We start from the raw sequence: 19,465 nt of genomic DNA on the forward strand, positions 1-19,465 counted from the left end.
CTGCACCATGAGCCATCCCGCAACGCAGCGCGAGAGTGGTCCGTTCTCAGTAGTCATGCTCCACACAGCGCTCGAAGGTCTCCTTGAGCTTGTGCTCCCACGTACGCTTGTCGGCATTGCCTGCAAAGCTGGCTTCGAAGCTGTTGAAAGCGAGCTGGTAGGCGTGCTTGGCCGTGAGGTGCGTGGCGGCGAACACCTGGGTGAAGTTGTCGTTGATGTAGCCGCCAAAGTACGCCGGGTCGTCCGAGTTGACCGTGGCCGCCAGCCCTGCGTCGAGCAGCTTGCCCAGGTTGTGGTCCGCCAGGTCGGGGAACACGCGCAGCTTGTGGTTGGACAGCGGGCACACCGTGAGCGCGATGCGGTCCTGCGCCAGGCGCTGCATCAGCGCCGCGTCGTGCACCGCCTGCACGCCATGGTCGATGCGCTCGACCTTGAGCACATCGAGTGCGCTCCAGATGTACGCCGGTGGCCCCTCTTCCCCCGCATGCGCGACCAAGCGCAGGCCCAGTTCGCGGCAGCGGGCGAACACGCGCGCGAACTTCTCGGGCGGGTGGCCCACTTCGCTCGAATCCAACCCCACGCCCACGATCTTGTCCAGGAAGGGCTGTGCCTGCTCCAGCGTCTCGAACGCGGACTCTTCGCTCAGGTGGCGCAAGAAGCACAGGATCAGCGTGGCGCTGATACCGAGCTCGGTGCGCGCGTCCTGGCAGGCGCGGTGCAGGCCGTTGATCACGGTCTCCATCGCCACGCCGCGGGCGGTATGGGTCTGCGGGTCGAAGAAGATCTCGGCGTGCAGCACGTTGTCGTGCGCGGCGCGGACCAGGTAGGCGCGTGCCATGTCGTAAAAATCCTGCTCGTGCAGCAGCACGCTGGCGCCCGCGTAGTAAATGTCGAGAAAGCTCTGCAGGTCGGTAAAGGCGTAGGCACTGCGTAGCGCTTCCACACTGGCGTAAGGCAGGGTCAGCCCGTTGCGCTGCGCCAGCGCGAAGATGAGCTCGGGCTCGAGCGAGCCTTCGATGTGGATGTGCAGTTCTGCCTTGGGCATGGCGCGCAGCAGCGCAGGCAGGCGGTCGGCGGAGATGGGCGGGACTTTGAACATGGCGGCCTGGCCTCTCATTTTTCTGTGGGGATGGGCGACATCATGCACCGGCATGGCACCAACGAAAAGGGCCGCACAAAGCGGCCCTGAGACATTGTCGCGATCCACCTTGCAGGCACCACACGGCGCCCGCAAAGGTGTTCACACAGGTGTCTTACTTCTTGTCGCCGCCGGGGATCTTGCCTTCCACGCCCTTGACGTAGAAGTTCACGCCGCCGAGGAATTTGTCGTCGGCCACAGCGTCCTTTTCCAGCACGGCCTTGCCATCCTGGCCGACGATCGGGCCCTTCCAGATCACGAAGCTGCCGTCGGCCAGGCCCTTCTTCACTTCTTCGACCTTGGCCTTGGTCTCGGCGGGCACGTCTTCAGCGATGGAGACGATGTCGATCGCGCCTTCCTTCACGCCCCACCAGCTTTGGCCGGTGGCCCACTTGCCTTCCAGAGCGTCCCGGGTGGCCTTGGTGTAGTACGGGCCCCAGTTGATCACGGCCGATGCCAGGTGGGCCTTGGGGCCGTAGGCGGTCATGTCCGAATCCCAACCGAAGGCGCGCTTGCCCTTTTCCTGCGCGGTCTTGAGCACGGCGGGCGAGTCGGTGTTCTGGAACAGCACGTCGGCGCCGCCGTTGATCAGCGACGTGGCGGCTTCGGTTTCCTTCGGTGGGCTGAACCATTCGTTCACCCAGACCACCTTGGTCTTGATCTTGGGGTTGACCGACTGCGCACCCAGCGTGAAGCTGTTGATGTTGCGGATCACTTCAGGGATCGGCACCGAGCCCACCACGCCCAGCGTGTTGGTCTTGGTCATGGCACCGGCGATCACACCGGCCATGTACGCACCTTCGTAGGTGCGGCTGTCGTAGGTGCGCACGTTCTCGGCGGTCTTGTAGCCGGTGGCGTGTTCGAACTTCACGTCCTTGAAGTCCGGGGCGATCTTCTGGATGGACTCCATGTAGCCGAAGGTCGTGCCAAAGATCAGCTTGTTGCCTTGGCCGGCCAGGTCGCGCAGCACGCGCTCGGCGTCGGCGGACTCGGGCACGCTTTCGACGAAGCTCGTCACGATCTTGTCGCCGAATTCCTTCTCGATGGCCTTGCGGCCGTTGTCGTGGGCGAAAGACCAGCCGCCGTCACCGACAGGGCCGACGTACGCGAAGGCGATCTTCAGAGGCTCGGCCTTGGGCGCAGGGGCCTCTGCCGCAGGAGCCGGTGCGGGCGCGGGGGCCGGTGCCGGTTCTTCCTTCTTGCCACAGCCCACGAGCGCGGCGGCGGCAACGGCGGAGAGCGCTGCCACCTTGAGCAGGGAGCGTTTCTGCAGATCAGTCATGTCGGTTTCCTTATGAATAGGTGAAGAGAGGTTTACCACGGCAAACGCACGAAAACGGTGATTATGGTCCGATCTACCGGGCAGTAACCAAAGGTTTTTCAGCTCCTGCAGTCCGGATGCAAGACCCGGGCCACGGAGGCAGTTTCTGCAAAATGCCCGGCGCGGCTCAGAAGCCTGGATAGAAAGGCTTGCCCAGCGACGCGGGCATGTTGATGCGGATCCACGCCGGATTGCGCGATATCAGCGCCAGCACCACGATGGTCGCCACGTACGGCAGCATCGACAGTAACTGGCTGGCCACCTGCACGCCCGTGGCCTGCAGGTGGAACTGCAGCATCGTCACGCCGCCGAACAGGTAGGCCCCAAGCAGCACCCGCGCAGGCCGCCAGGTGGCAAAGGTGGTCAGCGCCAGCGCGATCCAGCCGCGGCCAGCCACCATGCCCTCGACCCACAGCGGGGTGTAGACGGTGGAGATGTAGGCGCCCGACAGCCCGCACAGCGCGCCCCCGGCCACCACCGCGGCCAGCCGGATGCGGCGCACCGGGTAGCCCAGCGCATGGGCGGACTCGGGCGACTCGCCCACCGAGCGCAGCACCAGGCCCGCGCGCGAGCGGTACAAAAACCAGATGAGCGCCGCCACCAGCACCATGGTCAGGTACACCAGCGGGTGCTGCTGGAACAGCGCGGGCCCGAGCAGCGGCACGTCGGACAGCACCGGGATGGCGTACTTGGGCAGCTCGGGCAGCTTGGCCTGCACGAAGCTGATGCCCGCAAAGGCCGAGAACCCCACCCCGAACAGCGACAGCGCGAGCCCGGTGGCGTACTGGTTGGTGTTGAGCCAGATCACCAGCACACCGAAGATGGCCGCCAGCAGCGCCCCGGCAGCCATGCCCGCGGCAAAGCCCAGCCAGGTGTTGCCCGTGTGCACCACGGTGGCAAACCCGGCGATGGCGGCGCAGAGCATCATGCCCTCGGCCCCCAGGTTCACGATGCCGGCCTTCTCGTTGATGAGCAAGCCCAGGGCCGCGATGGCCAGGACCGTGCCGGCGCTCAAGGTGGCGCCGATGAGGAGTGCGTAGGATTCCATCAGGCCACCACTTTCTTGGCGCCTACCCAGCGAACGCGGTAGGCAATGAGTGTGTCGCAGGCCAGCAGCGTGAACAGCAGCAAGCCCTGGAACACGCCGGTGAGCGACTTGGGCAGCCCCAGGCGCGACTGCGCCAGCTCGCCGCCGATGTAGAACATGCTCATCAAAATGGCCGACAGGATCATGCCCACCGGGTGCAGCCGCCCGACAAACGCCACGATGATGGCCGCAAAGCCATAGCCCGCCGGCACGTACGGCGTGAGCTGACCGATGGGCCCGGCCACCTCCAGCGCGCCCGCCAGGCCCGCTGCACCGCCCGAAATGAGCAGTGCCGTCCACAGCGCCCGGCGCGATGAAAAGCCCGCGTACCGCGCCGCCGCTGGCGCCAACCCGCCCACCTGCTGGGCAAAGCCCGCGCGGGTGCGGAACAAAAACACCCACAGCGCCGCAGCCCCGGCCAGCGCCAGCAGCAGCCCGATGGACATGCGCGAGCCCTGCATCAGCCGCGGGATCTGCGTGACCTTCTCGAACGTCTTGGTCTGCGGGAAGTTGTAGCCCATGGGGTCCTTCCACGGGCCGTAGACCAGGTAGCCCAGCACCAGCGTGGCCACGTACACCAGCATCAGGCTGACCAGGATTTCATTGGCGTTGAACTTGTCGCGCAGCAGGGCCGTGAGCCCCGCCCACGCCATGCCGCCCAGCACGCCCGCCACCAGGATGGCGGGCACGATCCACGGCCCGGTGGTCTTGTCGGCCAGCAGCGCCACGCCGCCGGCCACCACGGCACCGATGACGAACTGGCCCTCGGCACCGATGTTCCACACGTTGGAGCGAAAGCACACCGCCAGACCGAGCGCGATGAGCAACAGCGGCGTGGCCTTGACCATGAGTTCGCCGATGGCGTACTGCGTCTTGATGGGCTCCCAGAAGAACACCTGCAGCCCGCGCACCGGGTCCTTGCCCAGCGCGGCGAACAGCGCGATGCCGATCAGCACCGTGAAGGCCAGCGCCAGCAGCGGCGAGCCGTAGGTCCAGAGTTTGGACGCCTGGGGGCGCGGTTCGAGCTTAAGCATGCTGCACCTCCCCCACCTTGGCGCTGTGGGCGCTGTGAACGTTCTGGGCCAGATGGGCCTGCACGTCGGCATGCCACAGGCCACTCATCCATTCGCCGATCTGCTCCACCGTGGCATCGGCGCGCGGTACCGAGGGCGACAGGTGCCCCTTGGCCACCACATGCAGCCGGTCGCAGATTTCGAACAGTTCATCCAGCTCTTCACTGACCACCAGCACCGCGCAGCCGGCATCGCGCAGCGCCAGGATGGAGCCGCGGATCTGCGCCGCCGCACCCACGTCCACGCCCCAGGTGGGCTGCGAGACGATGAGCAGCTTGGGGTTGGCGTCGATCTCACGCCCCACGATGAACTTTTGCAGATTGCCGCCCGACAGCGATTTGGCCGCCGCGTGCGGGCCGCCCGCCTTCACGTTGAAGCGCTCGATCAGCGCCTTGGCATGCGCCTCCAGCGCACCCACCTTGATCCAGCCGCTGCCCGCCACCGAGTTGGTGCGCGTGAGCAGCAGGTTGTGCGCCAGGCCCATGGTGGGCACGGCGCCCCGGCCCAGGCGCTCCTCGGGCACGAAGTGCAGGCCCAGCGCACGGCGCTGCCCGGGGCGCATGCGGCCCGCGTTCTGCCCGGCCACCTGGATGGCGGCGGGCTCCGCCCGCGTGTCCTCGCCCGACAATGCGTACAGCAGCTCCTTCTGGCCGTTGCCGGACACTCCGGCAATGCCCACCACCTCGCCCGCCTTGACCTCGAACTGCAGGTCGACCAGGTCCACGCCGAACTGGTCCGCGCGCGGCAGCGACAGGCCCTGCACACGCAGCACCGTGGCGCCGGTCTGCACCGCGCGGTGCTCCAGCGCCGGCGGCTCGGCGCCGATCATCAGGCGCGAGAGCGACGCGTTCGATTCCTCGGCCGGGTTGCACACGCCCGTGACCTTGCCACCGCGCAGCACGGTGCAGGCGGTGCACAGCGCACGGATCTCGTGCAGCTTGTGGCTGATGTAGAGGATGCTGCAGCCCTCGCTGGCCAGCTGGCGCAGCACGACGAAGAGTTTTTCGACCGCCTGGGGCGTGAGCACCGAGGTGGGCTCGTCCAGGATCAGCACCTTGGGGTTGGTGAGCAGCGCACGGATGATCTCCACCCGCTGCATCTCACCCACGCTCAGGGTGTGCACCGGGCGCAGGGGGTCGATGTCGAGGCCGTACTCGGCCGCCTTGGCAGTGATGCGCTGCGTGACCTCGGGCAGCGACAGGCTCTTGTCCAGGCCCAGCCAGACGTTCTCGGCCACCGTGAGCGTGTCGAACAAACTGAAGTGCTGGAACACCATGGCGATGCCCAGCGCGCGCGCCTCCTGCGGGTTGCGCACCTGCACGGCCTGGCCGTTGAAGTGCACGCTGCCCTCGTCGGGCTTGACCGAGCCGTAGATGATCTTCATCAGCGTGGACTTGCCCGCGCCGTTCTCGCCCAGCACGGCGTGGATCTCGCCGGGCAGCACCGTCAGCGACACGCCGCTGTTGGCCACCACGGCCGGGTAGCGCTTGGTGATGCCCGCGAGCTGCAGCCGGGGCGGCGGTGCGCCCGGACCACCCGGGGCGCTGGAGGTAGGAGGTGAACTCATGCGGGGATTGTCTCTCAGTTTTATGACTTGTTTTTGGAATGAAAATACCGCCTTGCGCTTGCTCCGTATGCGCTAGCAGCTATTCTTTTCGTAGCGACGCAGCCACGGTCTTCACGCAGTCGCGCAGCCAGATGGCCGCCGCCGAATGGTGGGTGCGCGCATGCCACAGCTGGTAATACATCAGGCGCGGGAAGGGCACGGGGCTGGGCAGTATGGCCAGCGGCAGCTGGTCAACGTAGCGTTCGCAGTACTGGCGGCCGGTGGTCAGCACCAGCAGGCTCGACGCCACGATGGGCGGTATGGCGCTGAAGTGCGCGCAGCGTGCGGTGATGTTGCGGGCCATGCCCAGGCTGTCCAGGTGCGCGTCGATCACGCCGCGCGCGCCCGGGTGGGTGGGGGTGGGCGCGATGTGCTCGGCGGCCAGCCAGCTCTCGGCGTCCCAGCCCCGGCGCACGGCCGGGTGCTCGCGGCTGACCAGGCACACCACCTCGTCGCCGAACAGGCGGCCCATGTGCAGGTCTTCGGGCGGCTGCGGCCAGTTGCCGATGACCACGTCGACCTCGCCCTGCGCCAGGTGCGCGTGGTAGTGGGCGTCGGCCGACAGCGGCAGAATTTCGATGGGGCACAGCGGTGCCTCGACCTTCAGGCGCGCGACCAGTTGGGGCAGGAACAGCGGGTCCAGGTAGTCGCTGGCCGCCACGCGGAAGGTACGGGTGGACGTGCGCGGATCGAACCCCCGCGCATCGGAGAACAAGGCCTCGGCCGATCGCAGGATGGCGCCCGCGGGCTCCACCATGCGCAGCGCGGCGTCGGTGGGCATCATGTTGGCACCCGATCGCACCAGCAGCGGGTCGCCCGCCAGGTCCCGCAGGCGCTTGAGCGCGGCAGACACGGCCGGCTGGTGCATGCCCAGCCGGACGGCGGCCCTCGATACGCTGCGTTCTGTGAGCACGGTGTGCAAGACCCTTATGAGATGGAGGTCTATCTTGTCGAAAAGGGCGTGGTCTCTCATACGGGGGCCTGCATTCCTGTCATACGGCATCGTGTATGCCGTGCGGCGCGGGGCTGCGCAACGCACCGCAAGGGGCTTGCCAATCTTCACATAGAACGCCGCGCCAGCAGCAGCGCGCAAGGCAAAAGTCCCGCGACCGGGCTGCGGGTTGACGGCGACTGCCCGGTCGTGGCCGACCACGCCGCAGGTACATTTGTCGGTTGCGCGGCCCACGCATCCGCCTGCGCGCAAGCGCTCCTCCTGTTCCCCCTGCATGAATCCCACACCGCACATCCAAGGCTGGTGCCCCGGCGCCTGGCAGCCCATGGCCTCGGGCGACGGGCTGGTGGTGCGCGTGCGCCCGCCGCTGGGCTGGCTGACCCTGCACCAGGCACTGCGGCTGTCGCGCCTGGCGCAGGTGCACGGTGCGGGCACGCTGGAGCTGTCGAGCCGCGCCAACGTGCAGCTGCGCGGCGTGCCGCCCGAGCGCCATGCCGCGTTGCTGCGATCCCTGGCGGCCTGCGGGCTGCTGGATGCGGATGCACGCAGCGAGCGCCTGCGCAATGTAGTGGTCGACCCGCTGCACCGGCCCGGCGACGGGGTGCAGGCGCTGGCTTTGGCGCTGCACCAGGCGCTGGCGCAGTCGCCAGAACTGGACGCCCTGCCCGCCAAGTTCGGCTGGTCCATCGACGGCGGATATTCGACTTGGCTGCATGGCGTGTCGGCGGACATCCGCCTGCTGCGCGCACCGGGCCCGGGCACCACCGCATGGTGTGTGCAGCCCGATGGACTGCGCTGGGCGCTGGCGGCAAACAATCAGCAAGACGCTGTGGCTGCAGGCCTGGCACTGGCACGCTGGTTTGCACAACGTTGCGTGCGCCAGAAAGCCTTGGGGCAACGGCCCGGACGCATGGCCGCCTGTGCAAAAGAACTGGAAAGCGCACTTCATCACCCTGCTGACGAAAATTCCACGGCCACGTCATCCACGTCTCTGGAATGGCTGACGAGCCTGCCTGCGGGCGTGGCGTGGGTGCCGGCCGACGGGGTGGTCTCTGCACAAGCGTCAGAGCCGCCCCTTGAAGGCGATGCCCTGCCCTGCCTGGTGCCCGGCGTCGGCACGCTGGTGGCGGCCCCGCTGGGGCGGGTGCCTGCCCAAGCGTGGGCCGAAATGGTTTGCGCAGCGCGCCGCAGCGGCGTCACGGGCCTGCGCATCACGCCGTGGCGCATGGTGTTGCTGGAATCTGGCTCCGACGCCGTTGGCGGCGGCAGGCAGGGATGTGATGCCGCGGCGGGCCTCCCATCCAGCCCGCACTGGATCACCCACCCCGACGACCCGCGCCTGCGCGTTTCCGCGTGCACCGGCGCCCCGGGCTGCCCGCAGGCCCACGCCCCCACCCAGGCCCTGGCGCTGACCTGCGCGCCCCACGTGCCGCCGGGCGCGCACCTGCACGTGTCGGGCTGCGCCAAAGGCTGCGCGCGCCAGGCGCCGGCCACGGTCGCTCTGCGGGCGGAAGCGACCGAACGCGGACCGATTTGGGCGGTGATTCGCCAAGGGACTGCCAGCCAGGTCACCGATGAGCGCATGAAGGAGGCCATCCTGCAAGACAATCCCGGGTTGTTGTTTGCAAAGAATTCATGCTCCACCGCTACGAAACCCAGGGCGCCGAGATCTACCGGCAGTCCTTTGCCACCATCCGGCGCGAAGCCGAGCTGAGCCGCTTCACCCCCGTCGAAGAGCGCGTCGTGGTGCGCATGATCCACGCCGCGGGCATGGTCGAGCTGGCCCCGCTCGTGATGTTCTCCCCCGGCATGGCCGAGGCCGCGCGCCAGGCGCTGCAGGACGGCGCCCCCGTGCTGTGCGATGTGCGCATGGTGAGCGAGGGCATCACCCGCACCCGCCTGCCCGCCACCAACCCCATCATCTGCACGCTGCAGGACGAGCGGATACCCGCTCTCGCCCAGCAACTGGGCACCACGCGCAGCGCCGCGGCGGTGGAGCTGTGGCGCCCGCAGCTGCAGGGCGCCGTGGTCGCCATCGGCAACGCACCCACAGCCCTGTTCCACCTGCTCAACATGCTGCAGGAGCCCGGTTGCCCGCGCCCTGCGGCCATCATCGGCTGCCCGGTGGGCTTCATCGGCGCGGCCGAATCCAAAGATGCCCTGATGCACGACCTGCCCGTGCCGGCGATGATCGTGCGCGGCCGCCTGGGCGGCTCTGCGATGACGGTGGCCGCCATCAACGCACTGGCCAGCGATGTCGAGTAGCGCCATGGCATCCGCGCAGGCCCGGCCCGGCATCGTGTGCGTGGGCCTGGGCCCCGGTGACCCCGACCTGATGAGCGTGAAGGCCGACCGCCTGGTGCGCGGCGCGCTCCACGTGGCCTTCTTCCGCAAGAAGGGCCGCCCCGGCAAGGCGCGCCAGCTGGTGCAGGGCCTGCTCGCACCCGGCGTGACGGAATACCCCATGGAATACCCCGTGACCACCGAACTGCCGGTGGACAGCGCGGACTACGTAGCCCAGCTCTCGGCCTTCTACGACGACTGGTGCACGCGCCTGGCCCTGCTGGCGCAAACCCAGCAGGTGGTGGTGCTGTGCGAAGGCGACCCGTTTCTGTACGGCTCGTTCATGCACCTGTACACCCGCCTGCGCGAGCGCACCGGCACCGCGCCCGATGTGGTGCCCGGCATCCCCGGCATGGTGGGTTGCTGGCACGCCACGGGCGAGCCCATCACCTGGGGCGACGACGTGCTGAGCGTGATGACCGGCACCCTGCCCGAGGACGAACTGGTGCGCCGCATGCAGACCGCCGACGCGCTGGTGGTGATGAAGGTGGGGCGCAACCTGCCCCGCATCCGCCGCGCGCTGGTGCGCACCGGGCGGCTCGATACCGCGTGGCTGGTGCAAAACGGCACCACGTCCACGCAGCAGGTCGCGCGCCTGGCCGAAGTGGCGGACGACGCCTGCCCCTACTTCGCCATCGTGCTGGTGCACGGCCAGGGACGGCGGCCGGAGGCGGCATGGTGAACGGGTCTGCCAACCCCGCCCCGGGCCGCCTGACCATCGCAGGCCTGGGCCCCGGCTCGCTGGCGCAGATCACACCCGAGGTGGCAGCCGCCCTGCAGCACGCCACCGATGTGGTCGGCTACTTGCCGTACGTCGAGCGGGCGCAAGCCCTGCGGCAGCAAGCCGACGCACTACAACCTGTGGCCTGGCACGCGTCCGACAACCGGGTGGAACTGGACCGCGCGCAACAGGCGCTGGCCCTGGCCGCACAAGGCCGGCAGGTCGTGGTGGTGTCGTCGGGCGACCCCGGCGTGTTTGCCATGGCGTCAGCAGTGTTCGAGGCCATGGAGCACGCCGAGCCCGCCACATCGGCAGCCTGGCAGGCGCTGGACGTGCAGGTGCTGCCCGGCATCACTGCCATGCTCGCGGCAGCCGCGCGCGCCGGGGCGCCGCTGGGCCACGACTTTTGCTGCATCAACCTCTCGGACAACCTCAAGCCCTGGCCGGTGATCGCCAAGCGCGTGCGGCTTGCGGCCGAGGCCGACTTCGCGATGGCCTTCTACAACCCGCGCTCGCGCAGCCGGCCCGAGGGCTTCGTGCGGCTGCTGGAATTGCTGCGCGCCCACTGCGAGCCCGGGCGCCTGCTGGTGTTTGCGCGGGCCGTGTCCACGCCCGACGAGCAGCTCACCGTCTGCACCCTGGCCGAGGCTGCGCCCGAGATGGCCGACATGCGCACCGTGGTGCTGGTGGGCAACAGCACCACGCGGCGCGTGGGCCGGTTCACCTACACGCCGCGCTTTTATGGCGTGCCAGCCGACGCGTCTTCACCAGGCAATGCGCCATGACGCAGCCAGTGCATCACCGCGCCCACATCCTCGGTGCGCGCACGCTGCGGCAGGGCTGGCCGCTGCACCATCACCACCGGCAGGCCCAGCGCGCGCGCCGCGTCGAGCTTGCCGCGCGTGGCCTCGCCGCCCGCGTTCTTGGCCACCAGCCACTGCACGCGGTGCGCCTGCAGCAGGGCCAGGTCTTGGTCCGCGCTGAAGGGGCCACGCCCGATCTCCAGGCCCACCGAGGCATCGGGCCAAGGCAGGCTGCCGGGTTCGGGGGCATCCACCAGCCGCAGCAGGTAGTGGTGCTGCCCCAGGCCCGCAAAGGCCTGCAGCTGCTTGCGCCCCACGGCCAGGAACACCCGCGCCGGTGTCTCTGGCAAAGCCAAGGCAGCGGTCGCCATGTCGGGCACGTCGATCCACCGGTCGCCCGGCCCGGGTTGCCACGGGGCACGCTCCAGCGCCAGCAGCGGCACACCGGCCATGCCACACGCCTCGCAGGCATGGCGGCTCATCTGCGCGGCAAAGGGGTGCGTGGCGTCGACCGCGTGCGTGATGCCATGGTCCACGAGGTACTGCACCAGCCCCGGCACCCCGCCAAAGCCGCCGACGCGCACAGGCAAGGGCTGCGCCAGCGGGGCCTGTGTGACGCCCGCATACGAAAAAACGGCCGGCACGCCCGCCTGGTGCAGGGCCTGGGCCAACTGGCTGGCGCCGGTGGTACCGCCCAGCAGGAGAACATGCGTCATGACTGATCCGTGGTTGACATTGGTCGGCCTGAGTGAAGATGGGCTGGAAGGACTGGCCCCCGCCGCCCGCCGCGCACTCGATGCCGCCCAGGTGGTGTTCGGCGGCCCGCGCCACCTGGCGCTGGCCGAGGTGGGAGACCGCGGCCAGCCCTGGCCTGTGCCCTTCGACGTCGCCCCCGTGCTGGCCCTGCGCGGGCAGCGCGTGGTGGTGCTGGCATCGGGCGACCCGTTCTGGTTCGGCGCGGGCGGCAGCCTGGCGGCGCACCTAGCGCCCCACGAGTGGCGCTGCCACGCGCAACCCTCGACATTCTCGCTGGTCGCGGCGCGCCTGGGATGGCGGCTGGAGGCAGTCGATTGCCTGGGGCTGCACGCCAGCCCGCTGCAGCAGTTGCTGCCCCGCCTGGCGCCAGGGCGGCAGTTCATCGTGCTGCTGCGCGATGGCGCGGCCGTGGCGCAGCTGGCGCAGTGGCTGGTGCACGAAGGCTGGGGCGACAGCAGCCTGTGGGTGATGGAGGCCGTGGGCGGCCCGCGTGAGCGCTGCCGCAGGCTGGCGGCGCACGAGGCGATCATCGCGCTGCCGGCAGACCCCGCACAGGCCCCCTTGGCCGTGGCCCTGCAGGCCCTGGGCGGCGTGGGCATGCCCCAGGTGCCGGGCCGTGCCGACGATTTTTATGCGCACGACGGCCAGATCACCAAGGCCCCGGCCCGCGCGCTCACGCTGGCCGCCCTGGCGCCACGGCGCGGCGAGCGGCTGTGGGACATCGGCAGCGGCTCCGGCTCCATCGCGGTGGAATGGTGCCTGGCCGGAGGCATGGCGCACTGCGTGGAGCAGCACGCGGCCCGCGCCGACAACATCCGCCGCAACGCCGAGCGCGTGGGCCTGCACGCCGCGCTGCAGGTGGTGCACGGCCTCGCACCCGCAGCCTTGCACGGGTTGCCGTCGCCCCAGGCGGTGTTTGTCGGTGGCGGTTTCGACGCCGCGCTGTTCGCCGAACTGCAGGCGTTGATGCCCGCCGGTTGCCGCCTGGTGGTCAACGCCGTCACGCTGGAGACGCAGGCGCTGCTGGTGCAGCTGCATGGCGCGCACGGCGGGCAGCTACTGCGGCTGGAGCTGTCCAGCGCCCAGCCGCTCGGGCGCATGCACAGCTGGCAGGCCGCCCGTCCGCTGGTGCAGTGGAGCTGGCAGCGATGACGGGTGATACCCACCTGATGCCACCCCACTCCGCCTCGAGCCAGGACCACGTCTGCACGGTGGTGGGCGTGGGCCTGCGGGCCCATGCGCAGCCCGCCGCGCTGCACGCGCTGTGGGCCCAGGCGCAGGCCTTGCTGCGGGGCGATGCGGCGTGGGCTGCAGACGACCTGCGGCCTTGCGCCGTGGCCGTGCTCGACACCAAGGCGGCGCATCCCGCGCTCGCAGCCTGGCTGTCGGGCATCGCCGGCAGCGCACCGCCCGTACCGGTACGGGCAATACCCGCCGCAGACCTGGCCGGCCAACCGGTGGCCACCCAATCGCCGCGCTTGCAGGCGCGCTACGGCACCGGCAGCGTGGCCGAAGCAGCTGCCTTATCGGCTGCAGGCCCGCAGGCAGAGCTGGCCGTGCCGCGCCTCGTGGCCGCCGATGGCAGCGCCACACTGGCCGTGGCCATCCGGCGCACCGGCAACCCGGCCTGTGGCATCGCAGCGGTTGTCCTGCCGCATGCCACGGGCCCATCTCAAGAACTACAAGGAGCACCGGCATGACCGTGCATTTCATCGGCGCTGGCCCCGGCGCTGCCGACCTGATCACCGTGCGCGGCCGCGACCTGATGGCCGCGTGCCCAGTCTGCCTGTACGCCGGCTCGCTGATCCCGCGCGACCTGCTGGCGCACTGCCCGCCGGGCGCCCGCATCGTCAACACGGCGGCCATGAGCCTGGACGACATCGTGGCCGAGATCGAGGTCGCCCATGCGCAGGGCCAGGACGTGGCGCGCCTGCATTCGGGCGACCTGTCGGTGTGGTCCGCCATGGGCGAGCAACTGCGCCGGCTGCGCGTGCTGGGCATTCCGTACACCGTGACGCCCGGCGTCCCCTCATTCGCTGCCGCTGCGGCCACGCTGGGCGCGGAGCTCACGCTGCCCGGGCTGTGCCAGTCGGTGGTGCTCACGCGCACCTCGGGCCGCGCCACGTCCATGCCCGAGGCCGAGAACCTGGCGGCGTTTGCCGCCACCGGCGCGGTGCTGGCGATCCACCTGTCGATCCATGTGGCCGACAAGGTGCAGGCCGAGCTGCTGCCGCACTACGGCGCCGACTGCCCCGCCGCCATCGTGTGGCGCGCCAGTTGGCCCGACGAGACCGTGGTGCGCACCACGGTGGGCGCGCTGGCGCAGGCCGTGGCCACCAGCATGGAGCGCACCGCGCTGATCCTGGTGGGCCGCAGCCTGCAGGCCGAGGACTTTGCCGAGAGCCGCCTCTACGCCGCCGACTACGACCGCCGCTATCGCCCCCTGGGCACTGCGCCGCGCTTTCCGGCCACCGATGTGCGGGGCGGCACGGCGCTGGACACCGCCCGCGACGAGCCGCTGGACGCGCCCTCCGCATGAGCGCCGAACAGGCCCTGCCCCCCGTCGCGCTGACTCTCATCGGCATCGGCACCGGCAACCCCGACCACCTCACGCGCCAGGCCATCGCGGCGATGAACGCGGCCAACCTGATCCTGCTGCCGCACAAGGGCGAGGACAAGGCCGAGCTGGCGGCCCTGCGGCAGTCGCTGTGCGATGCGGTGCTGACGGGCACCGCAGTGCCGTGCATCGCCGGCTTCGACATGCCGGTGCGCCGCAGCGAGGGCGACGACTACCTGGCCCAGGTGGACGAATGGCATGCCGCGATCACGCAGCAGTGGCAGGCGGCCATCGCCAGTGCACTGGCGCAGGCCCGCCTGCCTGTGCCCGCCGATGGCGCAGCGCTGCGCGTGGCGCTGCTGGTGTGGGGCGACCCGTCGCTGTACGACAGCACGCTGCGCATCGCGGCCCGCCTGCAGCCCGCGCCGGCACAGGTGCAGGTGGTTGCGGGCATCACGTCGGTGCAGGCGCTGGCGGCGGCGCACGCCATCGCACTCAACGACATCGGCCAGCCCTTCGTGGTGACCACCGGCCGCCAACTGCGCGACCACGGGTGGCCCGCCGGGGTGGACACGGCCGTGGTCATGCTCGACGGGCAGTGCAGCTTCACCACCTTGCCAGCTGAAGGGCTGCACATCTGGTGGGGCGCCTACCTGGGCATGCCCCAGCAATTGCTTGACAGCGGCCCGCTGGCCGATGCCGGCCCGCGCATCGACAGCGCGCGCGCCCAGGCCCGCGCGCGCCATGGCTGGATCATGGACATCTACCTGCTGCGCCGCCAGCCTGCCCACGAGGGCTGATGGCGCGGCCCGGTGCCGTCCTGCCCAGCCGCAACATCAGAAACCCATAGCGCGCCGGGCATCCTCGTTATACGCTCGCGCTTATGTGGGCGCTGCGCGGTGCGCATACGCTCTGGAACTATCCTTCTGACGACTACCTGCCCGGACCCCGGGCCGCCCCACGCATGACGACGCCCCACCGCCTTATTCGCTTCATCCGCCGCGGCCAGCCCGTGGTGCTGAACCACATACCGCCCGACCGCACACTGCTGGAGGTGCTGCGTGAAGACCTGGGCTGCACGGGCACCAAGGAAGGCTGCGGCGAAGGCGACTGCGGCGCCTGCACGGTGGTGCTGGGCGAACCGCGCGACGGCCATGTGCACTACAGCGCGGTGAACAGCTGCATACGCCTGGCGCATTCGGTGGACGGCATGGCGCTGTGGACGGTGGAGGACTTGGCGGAAGACCCACTGATTCAGCCGGCTGATGAACCGCCCAAACCGTCGCGAGCGGACGGCGGGCTAGGCGCACGGAGCGCAGGAACCGGAATGGACATTCAGGTCCATGAGGATTCCGAGCACCGCGCAACGACGCCCACCGTTCGCGCAGCAGGTTTGCATCCTGCGCAGGAGGCCATGGTGCAGTGCCATGGCTCCCAATGCGGCTTCTGCACCCCCGGCTTTGTGATGAGCCTGTTTGGCATGTACCAGCGGCACGTCGTGCCCCTGCAGGCCGTGGGCTGCACCACCCAGGCCACCCACCCCATCCAGACCATCCAGCCCATCCAGCCCATCACCCGCGAGATGGCGCAGGAAGACCTCTCGGGCAACCTGTGCCGCTGCACGGGCTACCGCCCCATCCTCGACGCAGCGCAGCAGATGGCCGCACTGCCCCCCGTAGCGGTCAACGAAACGCTCTTGCTACAGAAATTGCAGCAAATGAATGAATCAGGGCCAGCGGCAGCGCCTGATTCTTCTTACATCGCCCCCACGACACTGCCTGAACTGCTGGCCGCCCGCGCCGCCCACCCCGGCGCGCAAATCGTGGCCGGCTGCACCGATGTCGGCTTGTGGGTGACCAAGCAGCACAAGCAGTACGAACGCATCCTCGATGTGACCCGCGCGGCCGAGCTGCGCAAGGTGCAACGGGATGCGCACCACATCGCCATCGGCGCCGCCGTATCGCTGACCGAGGCGTTCGCGGTGCTCAAGGCCCAGTGGCCCCAGTTGCACAGCTTTGCCGCGCGCTTTGCGGGCCTGCCGGTGCGCAATTCGGGCACGCTGGGCGGCAATGTGGCCAACGGCTCGCCGATTGGCGACTCCATGCCGCTGCTGATCGCGCTGCGCGCCCAGGTGGTGCTGGCCAGCAGTGCGCGCGGCGAGCGCACGCTGCCGCTGGAAGACCTGTACACAGGCTACCGCCAGAACGTGATGGCGGCCGATGAGCTGCTGGTGCGCATCGTCGTGCCGCGCCCCGGCGTGACCGAGGCGCTGCGCGCGTACAAAATTTCCAAACGCTTCGACGACGACATCTCCGCCGTGTGCCTGGTCATCAACCTCGACATCGACGCGGGTGTGGTGCGCCATGCCAGCATCGGCGCTGGCGGCGTCGCCGCGACGCCCGCGCGGGCCCGACAGACCGAAGCCGCCCTGACTGGCCAGCCCTGGAATGCCGACACCGTGCAGCGCGCCGTGCAGGCGCTGCAGGCCGAGTTCAACCCCATCTCCGACATGCGCGCGAGTGGCGCCTACCGCCGCACCGTGCTGGCCAGCCTGCTGCAGCGCTTCTGGCTCGAAAGCCAGGGCGAAGACGTGGTGAGCGTGGAGAACTTCCGCCTGGAGGCCACCGTATGAACCAGCGCGACAACGGCTCCACCAGCCTGCCCGTGAGCCGCGACGCAGGCGACGACCCGATGGTGGCAGCGGCCGACGCCCACGCCGCCGACCCGCAGCCCCCGACGGCTGCCGGCGCACCCTCCGCCCCGGTCCCCGCGCCCAGCCTGCGTGCCATGGGCCAGTCCCACATCCACGAAAGCGCACGCGCCCAGGTGGCCGGGGCTGCCCACTACATTGACGACCTTCCCGAGGTGAAGGGCACGCTGTACGCCGCGCCCATCCTGTCCACCGTCGCTCACGGCAAGCTGAACAGCGTGGACGCCAGTGCCGCCCTCGCACTGCCCGGCGTGCGCGGCGTGGTGCTGTCGGCCGACGTGCCGGGCGACAAGCTGCTGGCCGCCTTTGCGCACGACGAGCCCGTGTTCGCCATCGACACCGTGCAGCACATCGGCCAGGTCATCGGCCTCGTCGTGGCGGACTCGGTGATGCAGGCGCGCCGCGCGGTGCGGGCGGTGAAGCTCGACATCACACCCCTGCCCGCCGTGCTCACCGTGCAGGACGCGCTGGCGGCCCAGAGCTATGTGCTGCCGCCAGTGTTCGTGCGCCGGGGCGACGCGGCCGCAGGCCTGGTCTCGTCCGAACACCGCCTGAGCGGCCAGTTCGAAGTCGGCGGGCAAGAGCACTTCTACCTCGAAGGCCAGATCGCCTACGCCCTGCCGCTGGAGCAAAAGCAGTGGTGGATCTACTCCAGCACCCAGCACCCCGGCGAGGTGCAGCACTGGGTGGCACACGCGCTGGGCATCGACAACCACGCGGTCAAGGTCGAATGCCGCCGCATGGGTGGCGGCTTCGGCGGCAAAGAGACGCAGGCCGGCCACCTGGCCGTGTGGGCGGCCGTGGCCGCGAACAAATTCGGCCGCCCCATCAAGCTGCGCCTGGACCGCGACGAAGACTTCATGGTCACCGGCAAGCGCCACCCGTTCGCGTACGACTACGACGTGGGCTTTGACGCCACCGGCCGCATCACGGGCCTGAAGCTGCAGATGGCGGCCAACTGCGGCTTTTCCGCCGACCTGTCGGGCCCCGTGGCCGACCGCGCCGTGTTCCACAGCGACAACGCGTACTACCTGAGCGACGTGGAGATAGCCTCGTGCCGCTGCAAGACGAACACCCAAAGCCACACGGCGTTTCGCGGCTTCGGCGGCCCGCAGGGCGTGATCGTGATCGAGGCCATCCTGGGCGACATCGCGCGCGCGCTGGGCCGGGATGCGCAGGACGTGCGCATGGTCAACCTGTACGGCAAGGACGCATCCGAAGGCCGCAACGTTACCCACTACCAGATGACGGTGGAGGACAACATCCTGCACGCGCTTTTGCCCCAGTTGGAGCGCGACGCCGACTACCGCCAGCGACAGGCGTCGATTGCGGCGTGGAACGCCACCAGCCCTGTGCTCAAGCGGGGCCTTGCGATCACCCCGGTCAAGTTCGGCATCAGCTTCACCGCTACCCTGTTCAACCAGGCCGGCGCGCTGGTGCACGTGTACACCGACGGCAGCGTGCAGGTGAACCACGGCGGCACCGAGATGGGCCAAGGCCTGCACACCAAGGTCGCGCAGATCGTGGCCGACGAGCTGGGCGTGCCGCTGGCCCGCGTGCTGGTCACCGCCAGCGACACCAGCAAGGTGCCCAACGCCAGCGCCACCGCCGCCAGCAGCGGTACCGACCTGAACGGCCGCGCAGCCCAGTTCGCAGCGCGCAACGTGCGCGACAACCTTGCAGCTTTCGTGTCGGGGCTCGACACCTGCGGCGCGGGTGCGATCCGCTTCGAAGGCGGGCAGGTGATCTCGCCCAAGAAAGTGCGGCAGTTCGACGACGTGGTGAAAGAAGCGTACGCCAACCGCATCCAGCTGTGGAGCGACGGCTTCTACCGCACGCCCAAGATCCACTACGACAAGGCCACGCTCACCGGCCGGCCGTTCTACTACTTCGCCTACGGCGCGGCATGCTCCGAGGTCGTCATCGACACCCTCACCGGCGAGAGCCGCGTGACGCGCGTGGACATCCTGCACGACGTGGGCCACAGCATCAACCCGGCCATCGACATCGGCCAGATCGAAGGCGGCTTCGTGCAGGGCATGGGCTGGCTCACCACCGAGCAGCTGGTGTGGAACGACAAGGGGTACCTGGTCACGCACGCCCCCAGCACGTACAAGATCCCGGCGACGGGCGACATCCCCGCGCACTTCCGCGTGACCCTGTGGCCCGAGGCCAACCGCGAAGACAACGTGGGCGGCAGCAAGGCCGTGGGCGAGCCGCCGTTCATGCTGGCGATCAGCGTGTACGAGGCGCTGCGCAACGCGGTGGCTGCCGGGCGCGCTGGCGATGAAGCAGCGCAAGCGCCGGTGGTGTTGACAGCGCCTGCGACGGCGGAGAATGTACTGAAGGCGCTGGGGCGATTAGGCAACTGAGCCAGGGTGCGGGCCAATCAGGCTGG

General features: G+C 69.4%; 17 protein-coding genes. 10 read left to right on the forward strand and 7 right to left on the reverse strand.

Annotated elements, in window-relative coordinates:
- Positions 1-46: 46 nt before the first annotated feature.
- The 6 genes from ACSQ3N_RS20845 to ACSQ3N_RS20870 form a co-directional block, all read right to left on the reverse strand.
- Positions 47-1,099 (reverse strand): adenosine deaminase, encoded by a 1,053-nt coding sequence (locus ACSQ3N_RS20845; protein WP_436147340.1) that lies wholly within the window; start codon positions 1,097-1,099, stop codon positions 47-49.
- 154 nt (positions 1,100-1,253) lie between these two features.
- On the reverse strand, positions 1,254-2,420 hold the full coding sequence (locus ACSQ3N_RS20850) for a BMP family ABC transporter substrate-binding protein (protein WP_436147341.1): 1,167 nt from the start codon (positions 2,418-2,420) through the stop codon (positions 1,254-1,256).
- Between the two features lie 166 nt (positions 2,421-2,586).
- The gene (locus ACSQ3N_RS20855) at positions 2,587-3,507 is read right to left on the reverse strand and encodes an ABC transporter permease (RefSeq protein ID WP_436147342.1); all 921 of its coding nucleotides are present in this window, start codon (positions 3,505-3,507) and stop codon (positions 2,587-2,589) included.
- Entirely contained in the window at positions 3,507-4,580 is a 1,074-nt protein-coding gene (locus ACSQ3N_RS20860; protein ID WP_056167796.1) for an ABC transporter permease, read from the reverse strand. The genes ACSQ3N_RS20855 and ACSQ3N_RS20860 overlap by 1 nt, the downstream gene beginning before the upstream one ends.
- On the reverse strand, positions 4,573-6,186 hold the full coding sequence (locus ACSQ3N_RS20865; protein ID WP_056167794.1) for an ABC transporter ATP-binding protein: 1,614 nt from the start codon (positions 6,184-6,186) through the stop codon (positions 4,573-4,575). Before ACSQ3N_RS20865 ends, ACSQ3N_RS20860 begins: the two co-directional genes overlap by 8 nt.
- A gap of 79 nt (positions 6,187-6,265) precedes the next feature.
- Entirely contained in the window at positions 6,266-7,198 is a 933-nt protein-coding gene (locus ACSQ3N_RS20870; protein ID WP_436147343.1) for a LysR family transcriptional regulator, read from the reverse strand.
- A gap of 253 nt (positions 7,199-7,451) precedes the next feature.
- Between ACSQ3N_RS20870 and cobG the strand changes: the two genes are divergently transcribed.
- The 4 genes from cobG to cobJ are packed head-to-tail and all read left to right on the forward strand — an operon-like array spanning position 7,452 to position 11,026.
- Entirely contained in the window at positions 7,452-8,891 is a 1,440-nt protein-coding gene (gene cobG / locus ACSQ3N_RS20875) for a precorrin-3B synthase (protein ID WP_436147344.1), read from the forward strand.
- Positions 8,813-9,442: a precorrin-8X methylmutase gene (locus ACSQ3N_RS20880; RefSeq protein WP_056167792.1), complete on the forward strand. Its 630-nt coding sequence runs from the start codon at positions 8,813-8,815 to the stop codon at positions 9,440-9,442. The genes cobG and ACSQ3N_RS20880 overlap by 79 nt, the downstream gene beginning before the upstream one ends.
- Positions 9,443-9,446: 4 nt before the next feature.
- Complete coding sequence (gene cobI / locus ACSQ3N_RS20885; protein WP_156372068.1) at positions 9,447-10,202, forward strand: precorrin-2 C(20)-methyltransferase; 756 nt, start codon at positions 9,447-9,449, stop codon at positions 10,200-10,202.
- Positions 10,196-11,026 carry a precorrin-3B C(17)-methyltransferase gene (gene cobJ, locus ACSQ3N_RS20890; protein ID WP_056167786.1) on the forward strand — a complete coding sequence of 277 codons (831 nt, stop codon included), beginning with the start codon at positions 10,196-10,198 and terminating at the stop codon, positions 11,024-11,026. Before cobI ends, cobJ begins: the two co-directional genes overlap by 7 nt.
- Here cobJ and ACSQ3N_RS20895 read toward each other — a convergent pair.
- Positions 10,981-11,760 carry a cobalt-precorrin-6A reductase gene (locus ACSQ3N_RS20895; RefSeq protein WP_056167782.1) on the reverse strand — a complete coding sequence of 260 codons (780 nt, stop codon included), beginning with the start codon at positions 11,758-11,760 and terminating at the stop codon, positions 10,981-10,983. The two genes, cobJ and ACSQ3N_RS20895, sit on opposite strands and share 46 nt — an antisense overlap.
- Between ACSQ3N_RS20895 and ACSQ3N_RS20900 the strand changes: the two genes are divergently transcribed.
- The 6 genes from ACSQ3N_RS20900 to xdhB all read left to right on the forward strand — a co-directional run bounded on the left by ACSQ3N_RS20900 (position 11,759) and on the right by xdhB (position 19,439).
- The gene (locus ACSQ3N_RS20900) at positions 11,759-12,952 is read left to right on the forward strand and encodes a bifunctional cobalt-precorrin-7 (C(5))-methyltransferase/cobalt-precorrin-6B (C(15))-methyltransferase (protein WP_056167780.1); all 1,194 of its coding nucleotides are present in this window, start codon (positions 11,759-11,761) and stop codon (positions 12,950-12,952) included. The two genes, ACSQ3N_RS20895 and ACSQ3N_RS20900, sit on opposite strands and share 2 nt — an antisense overlap.
- Complete coding sequence (locus ACSQ3N_RS20905) at positions 12,949-13,500, forward strand: cobalamin biosynthesis protein (protein WP_436147345.1); 552 nt, start codon at positions 12,949-12,951, stop codon at positions 13,498-13,500. Before ACSQ3N_RS20900 ends, ACSQ3N_RS20905 begins: the two co-directional genes overlap by 4 nt.
- Positions 13,497-14,339, forward strand: coding sequence for a precorrin-4 C(11)-methyltransferase (cobM, locus tag ACSQ3N_RS20910; protein WP_056167778.1), 843 nt, complete (start codon positions 13,497-13,499; stop codon positions 14,337-14,339). The genes ACSQ3N_RS20905 and cobM overlap by 4 nt, the downstream gene beginning before the upstream one ends.
- Positions 14,336-15,157 (forward strand): precorrin-6A synthase (deacetylating), encoded by an 822-nt coding sequence (cobF, locus tag ACSQ3N_RS20915; protein ID WP_436147346.1) that lies wholly within the window; start codon positions 14,336-14,338, stop codon positions 15,155-15,157. The genes cobM and cobF overlap by 4 nt, the downstream gene beginning before the upstream one ends.
- Before the next feature lie 164 nt (positions 15,158-15,321).
- The gene (xdhA, locus tag ACSQ3N_RS20920) at positions 15,322-16,989 is read left to right on the forward strand and encodes a xanthine dehydrogenase small subunit (RefSeq protein ID WP_436147347.1); all 1,668 of its coding nucleotides are present in this window, start codon (positions 15,322-15,324) and stop codon (positions 16,987-16,989) included.
- Complete coding sequence (xdhB, locus tag ACSQ3N_RS20925) at positions 16,986-19,439, forward strand: xanthine dehydrogenase molybdopterin binding subunit (RefSeq protein ID WP_056167774.1); 2,454 nt, start codon at positions 16,986-16,988, stop codon at positions 19,437-19,439. Before xdhA ends, xdhB begins: the two co-directional genes overlap by 4 nt.
- Positions 19,440-19,465: the final 26 nt, after the last annotated feature.

The organism is Acidovorax sp. LjRoot194 (assembly GCF_964253015.1).
In the GTDB taxonomy this organism is placed as follows: domain Bacteria; phylum Pseudomonadota; class Gammaproteobacteria; order Burkholderiales; family Burkholderiaceae_C; genus Acidovorax.

Excerpts from the sequence above, each read along its gene's own strand:
- ACSQ3N_RS20845 (WP_436147340.1), bottom strand. The coding sequence starts at position 1,099 with ATGTTCAAAGTCCCGCCCATCTCCGCCGACCGCCTGCCTGCGCTGCTG.
- ACSQ3N_RS20850 (WP_436147341.1), bottom strand. The coding sequence starts at position 2,420 with ATGACTGATCTGCAGAAACGCTCCCTGCTCAAGGTGGCAGCGCTCTCC.
- ACSQ3N_RS20855 (WP_436147342.1), bottom strand. The coding sequence starts at position 3,507 with ATGGAATCCTACGCACTCCTCATCGGCGCCACCTTGAGCGCCGGCACG.
- ACSQ3N_RS20860 (WP_056167796.1), bottom strand. The coding sequence starts at position 4,580 with ATGCTTAAGCTCGAACCGCGCCCCCAGGCGTCCAAACTCTGGACCTAC.
- ACSQ3N_RS20865 (WP_056167794.1), bottom strand. The coding sequence starts at position 6,186 with ATGAGTTCACCTCCTACCTCCAGCGCCCCGGGTGGTCCGGGCGCACCG.
- ACSQ3N_RS20870 (WP_436147343.1), bottom strand. The coding sequence starts at position 7,198 with ATGAGAGACCACGCCCTTTTCGACAAGATAGACCTCCATCTCATAAGG.
- cobG (WP_436147344.1), top strand. The coding sequence starts at position 7,452 with ATGAATCCCACACCGCACATCCAAGGCTGGTGCCCCGGCGCCTGGCAG.
- ACSQ3N_RS20880 (WP_056167792.1), top strand. The coding sequence starts at position 8,813 with ATGCTCCACCGCTACGAAACCCAGGGCGCCGAGATCTACCGGCAGTCC.
- cobI (WP_156372068.1), top strand. The coding sequence starts at position 9,447 with ATGGCATCCGCGCAGGCCCGGCCCGGCATCGTGTGCGTGGGCCTGGGC.
- cobJ (WP_056167786.1), top strand. The coding sequence starts at position 10,196 with ATGGTGAACGGGTCTGCCAACCCCGCCCCGGGCCGCCTGACCATCGCA.
- ACSQ3N_RS20900 (WP_056167780.1), top strand. The coding sequence starts at position 11,759 with ATGACTGATCCGTGGTTGACATTGGTCGGCCTGAGTGAAGATGGGCTG.
- ACSQ3N_RS20895 (WP_056167782.1), bottom strand. The coding sequence starts at position 11,760 with ATGACGCATGTTCTCCTGCTGGGCGGTACCACCGGCGCCAGCCAGTTG.
- ACSQ3N_RS20905 (WP_436147345.1), top strand. The coding sequence starts at position 12,949 with ATGACGGGTGATACCCACCTGATGCCACCCCACTCCGCCTCGAGCCAG.
- cobM (WP_056167778.1), top strand. The coding sequence starts at position 13,497 with ATGACCGTGCATTTCATCGGCGCTGGCCCCGGCGCTGCCGACCTGATC.
- cobF (WP_436147346.1), top strand. The coding sequence starts at position 14,336 with ATGAGCGCCGAACAGGCCCTGCCCCCCGTCGCGCTGACTCTCATCGGC.
- xdhA (WP_436147347.1), top strand. The coding sequence starts at position 15,322 with ATGACGACGCCCCACCGCCTTATTCGCTTCATCCGCCGCGGCCAGCCC.
- xdhB (WP_056167774.1), top strand. The coding sequence starts at position 16,986 with ATGAACCAGCGCGACAACGGCTCCACCAGCCTGCCCGTGAGCCGCGAC.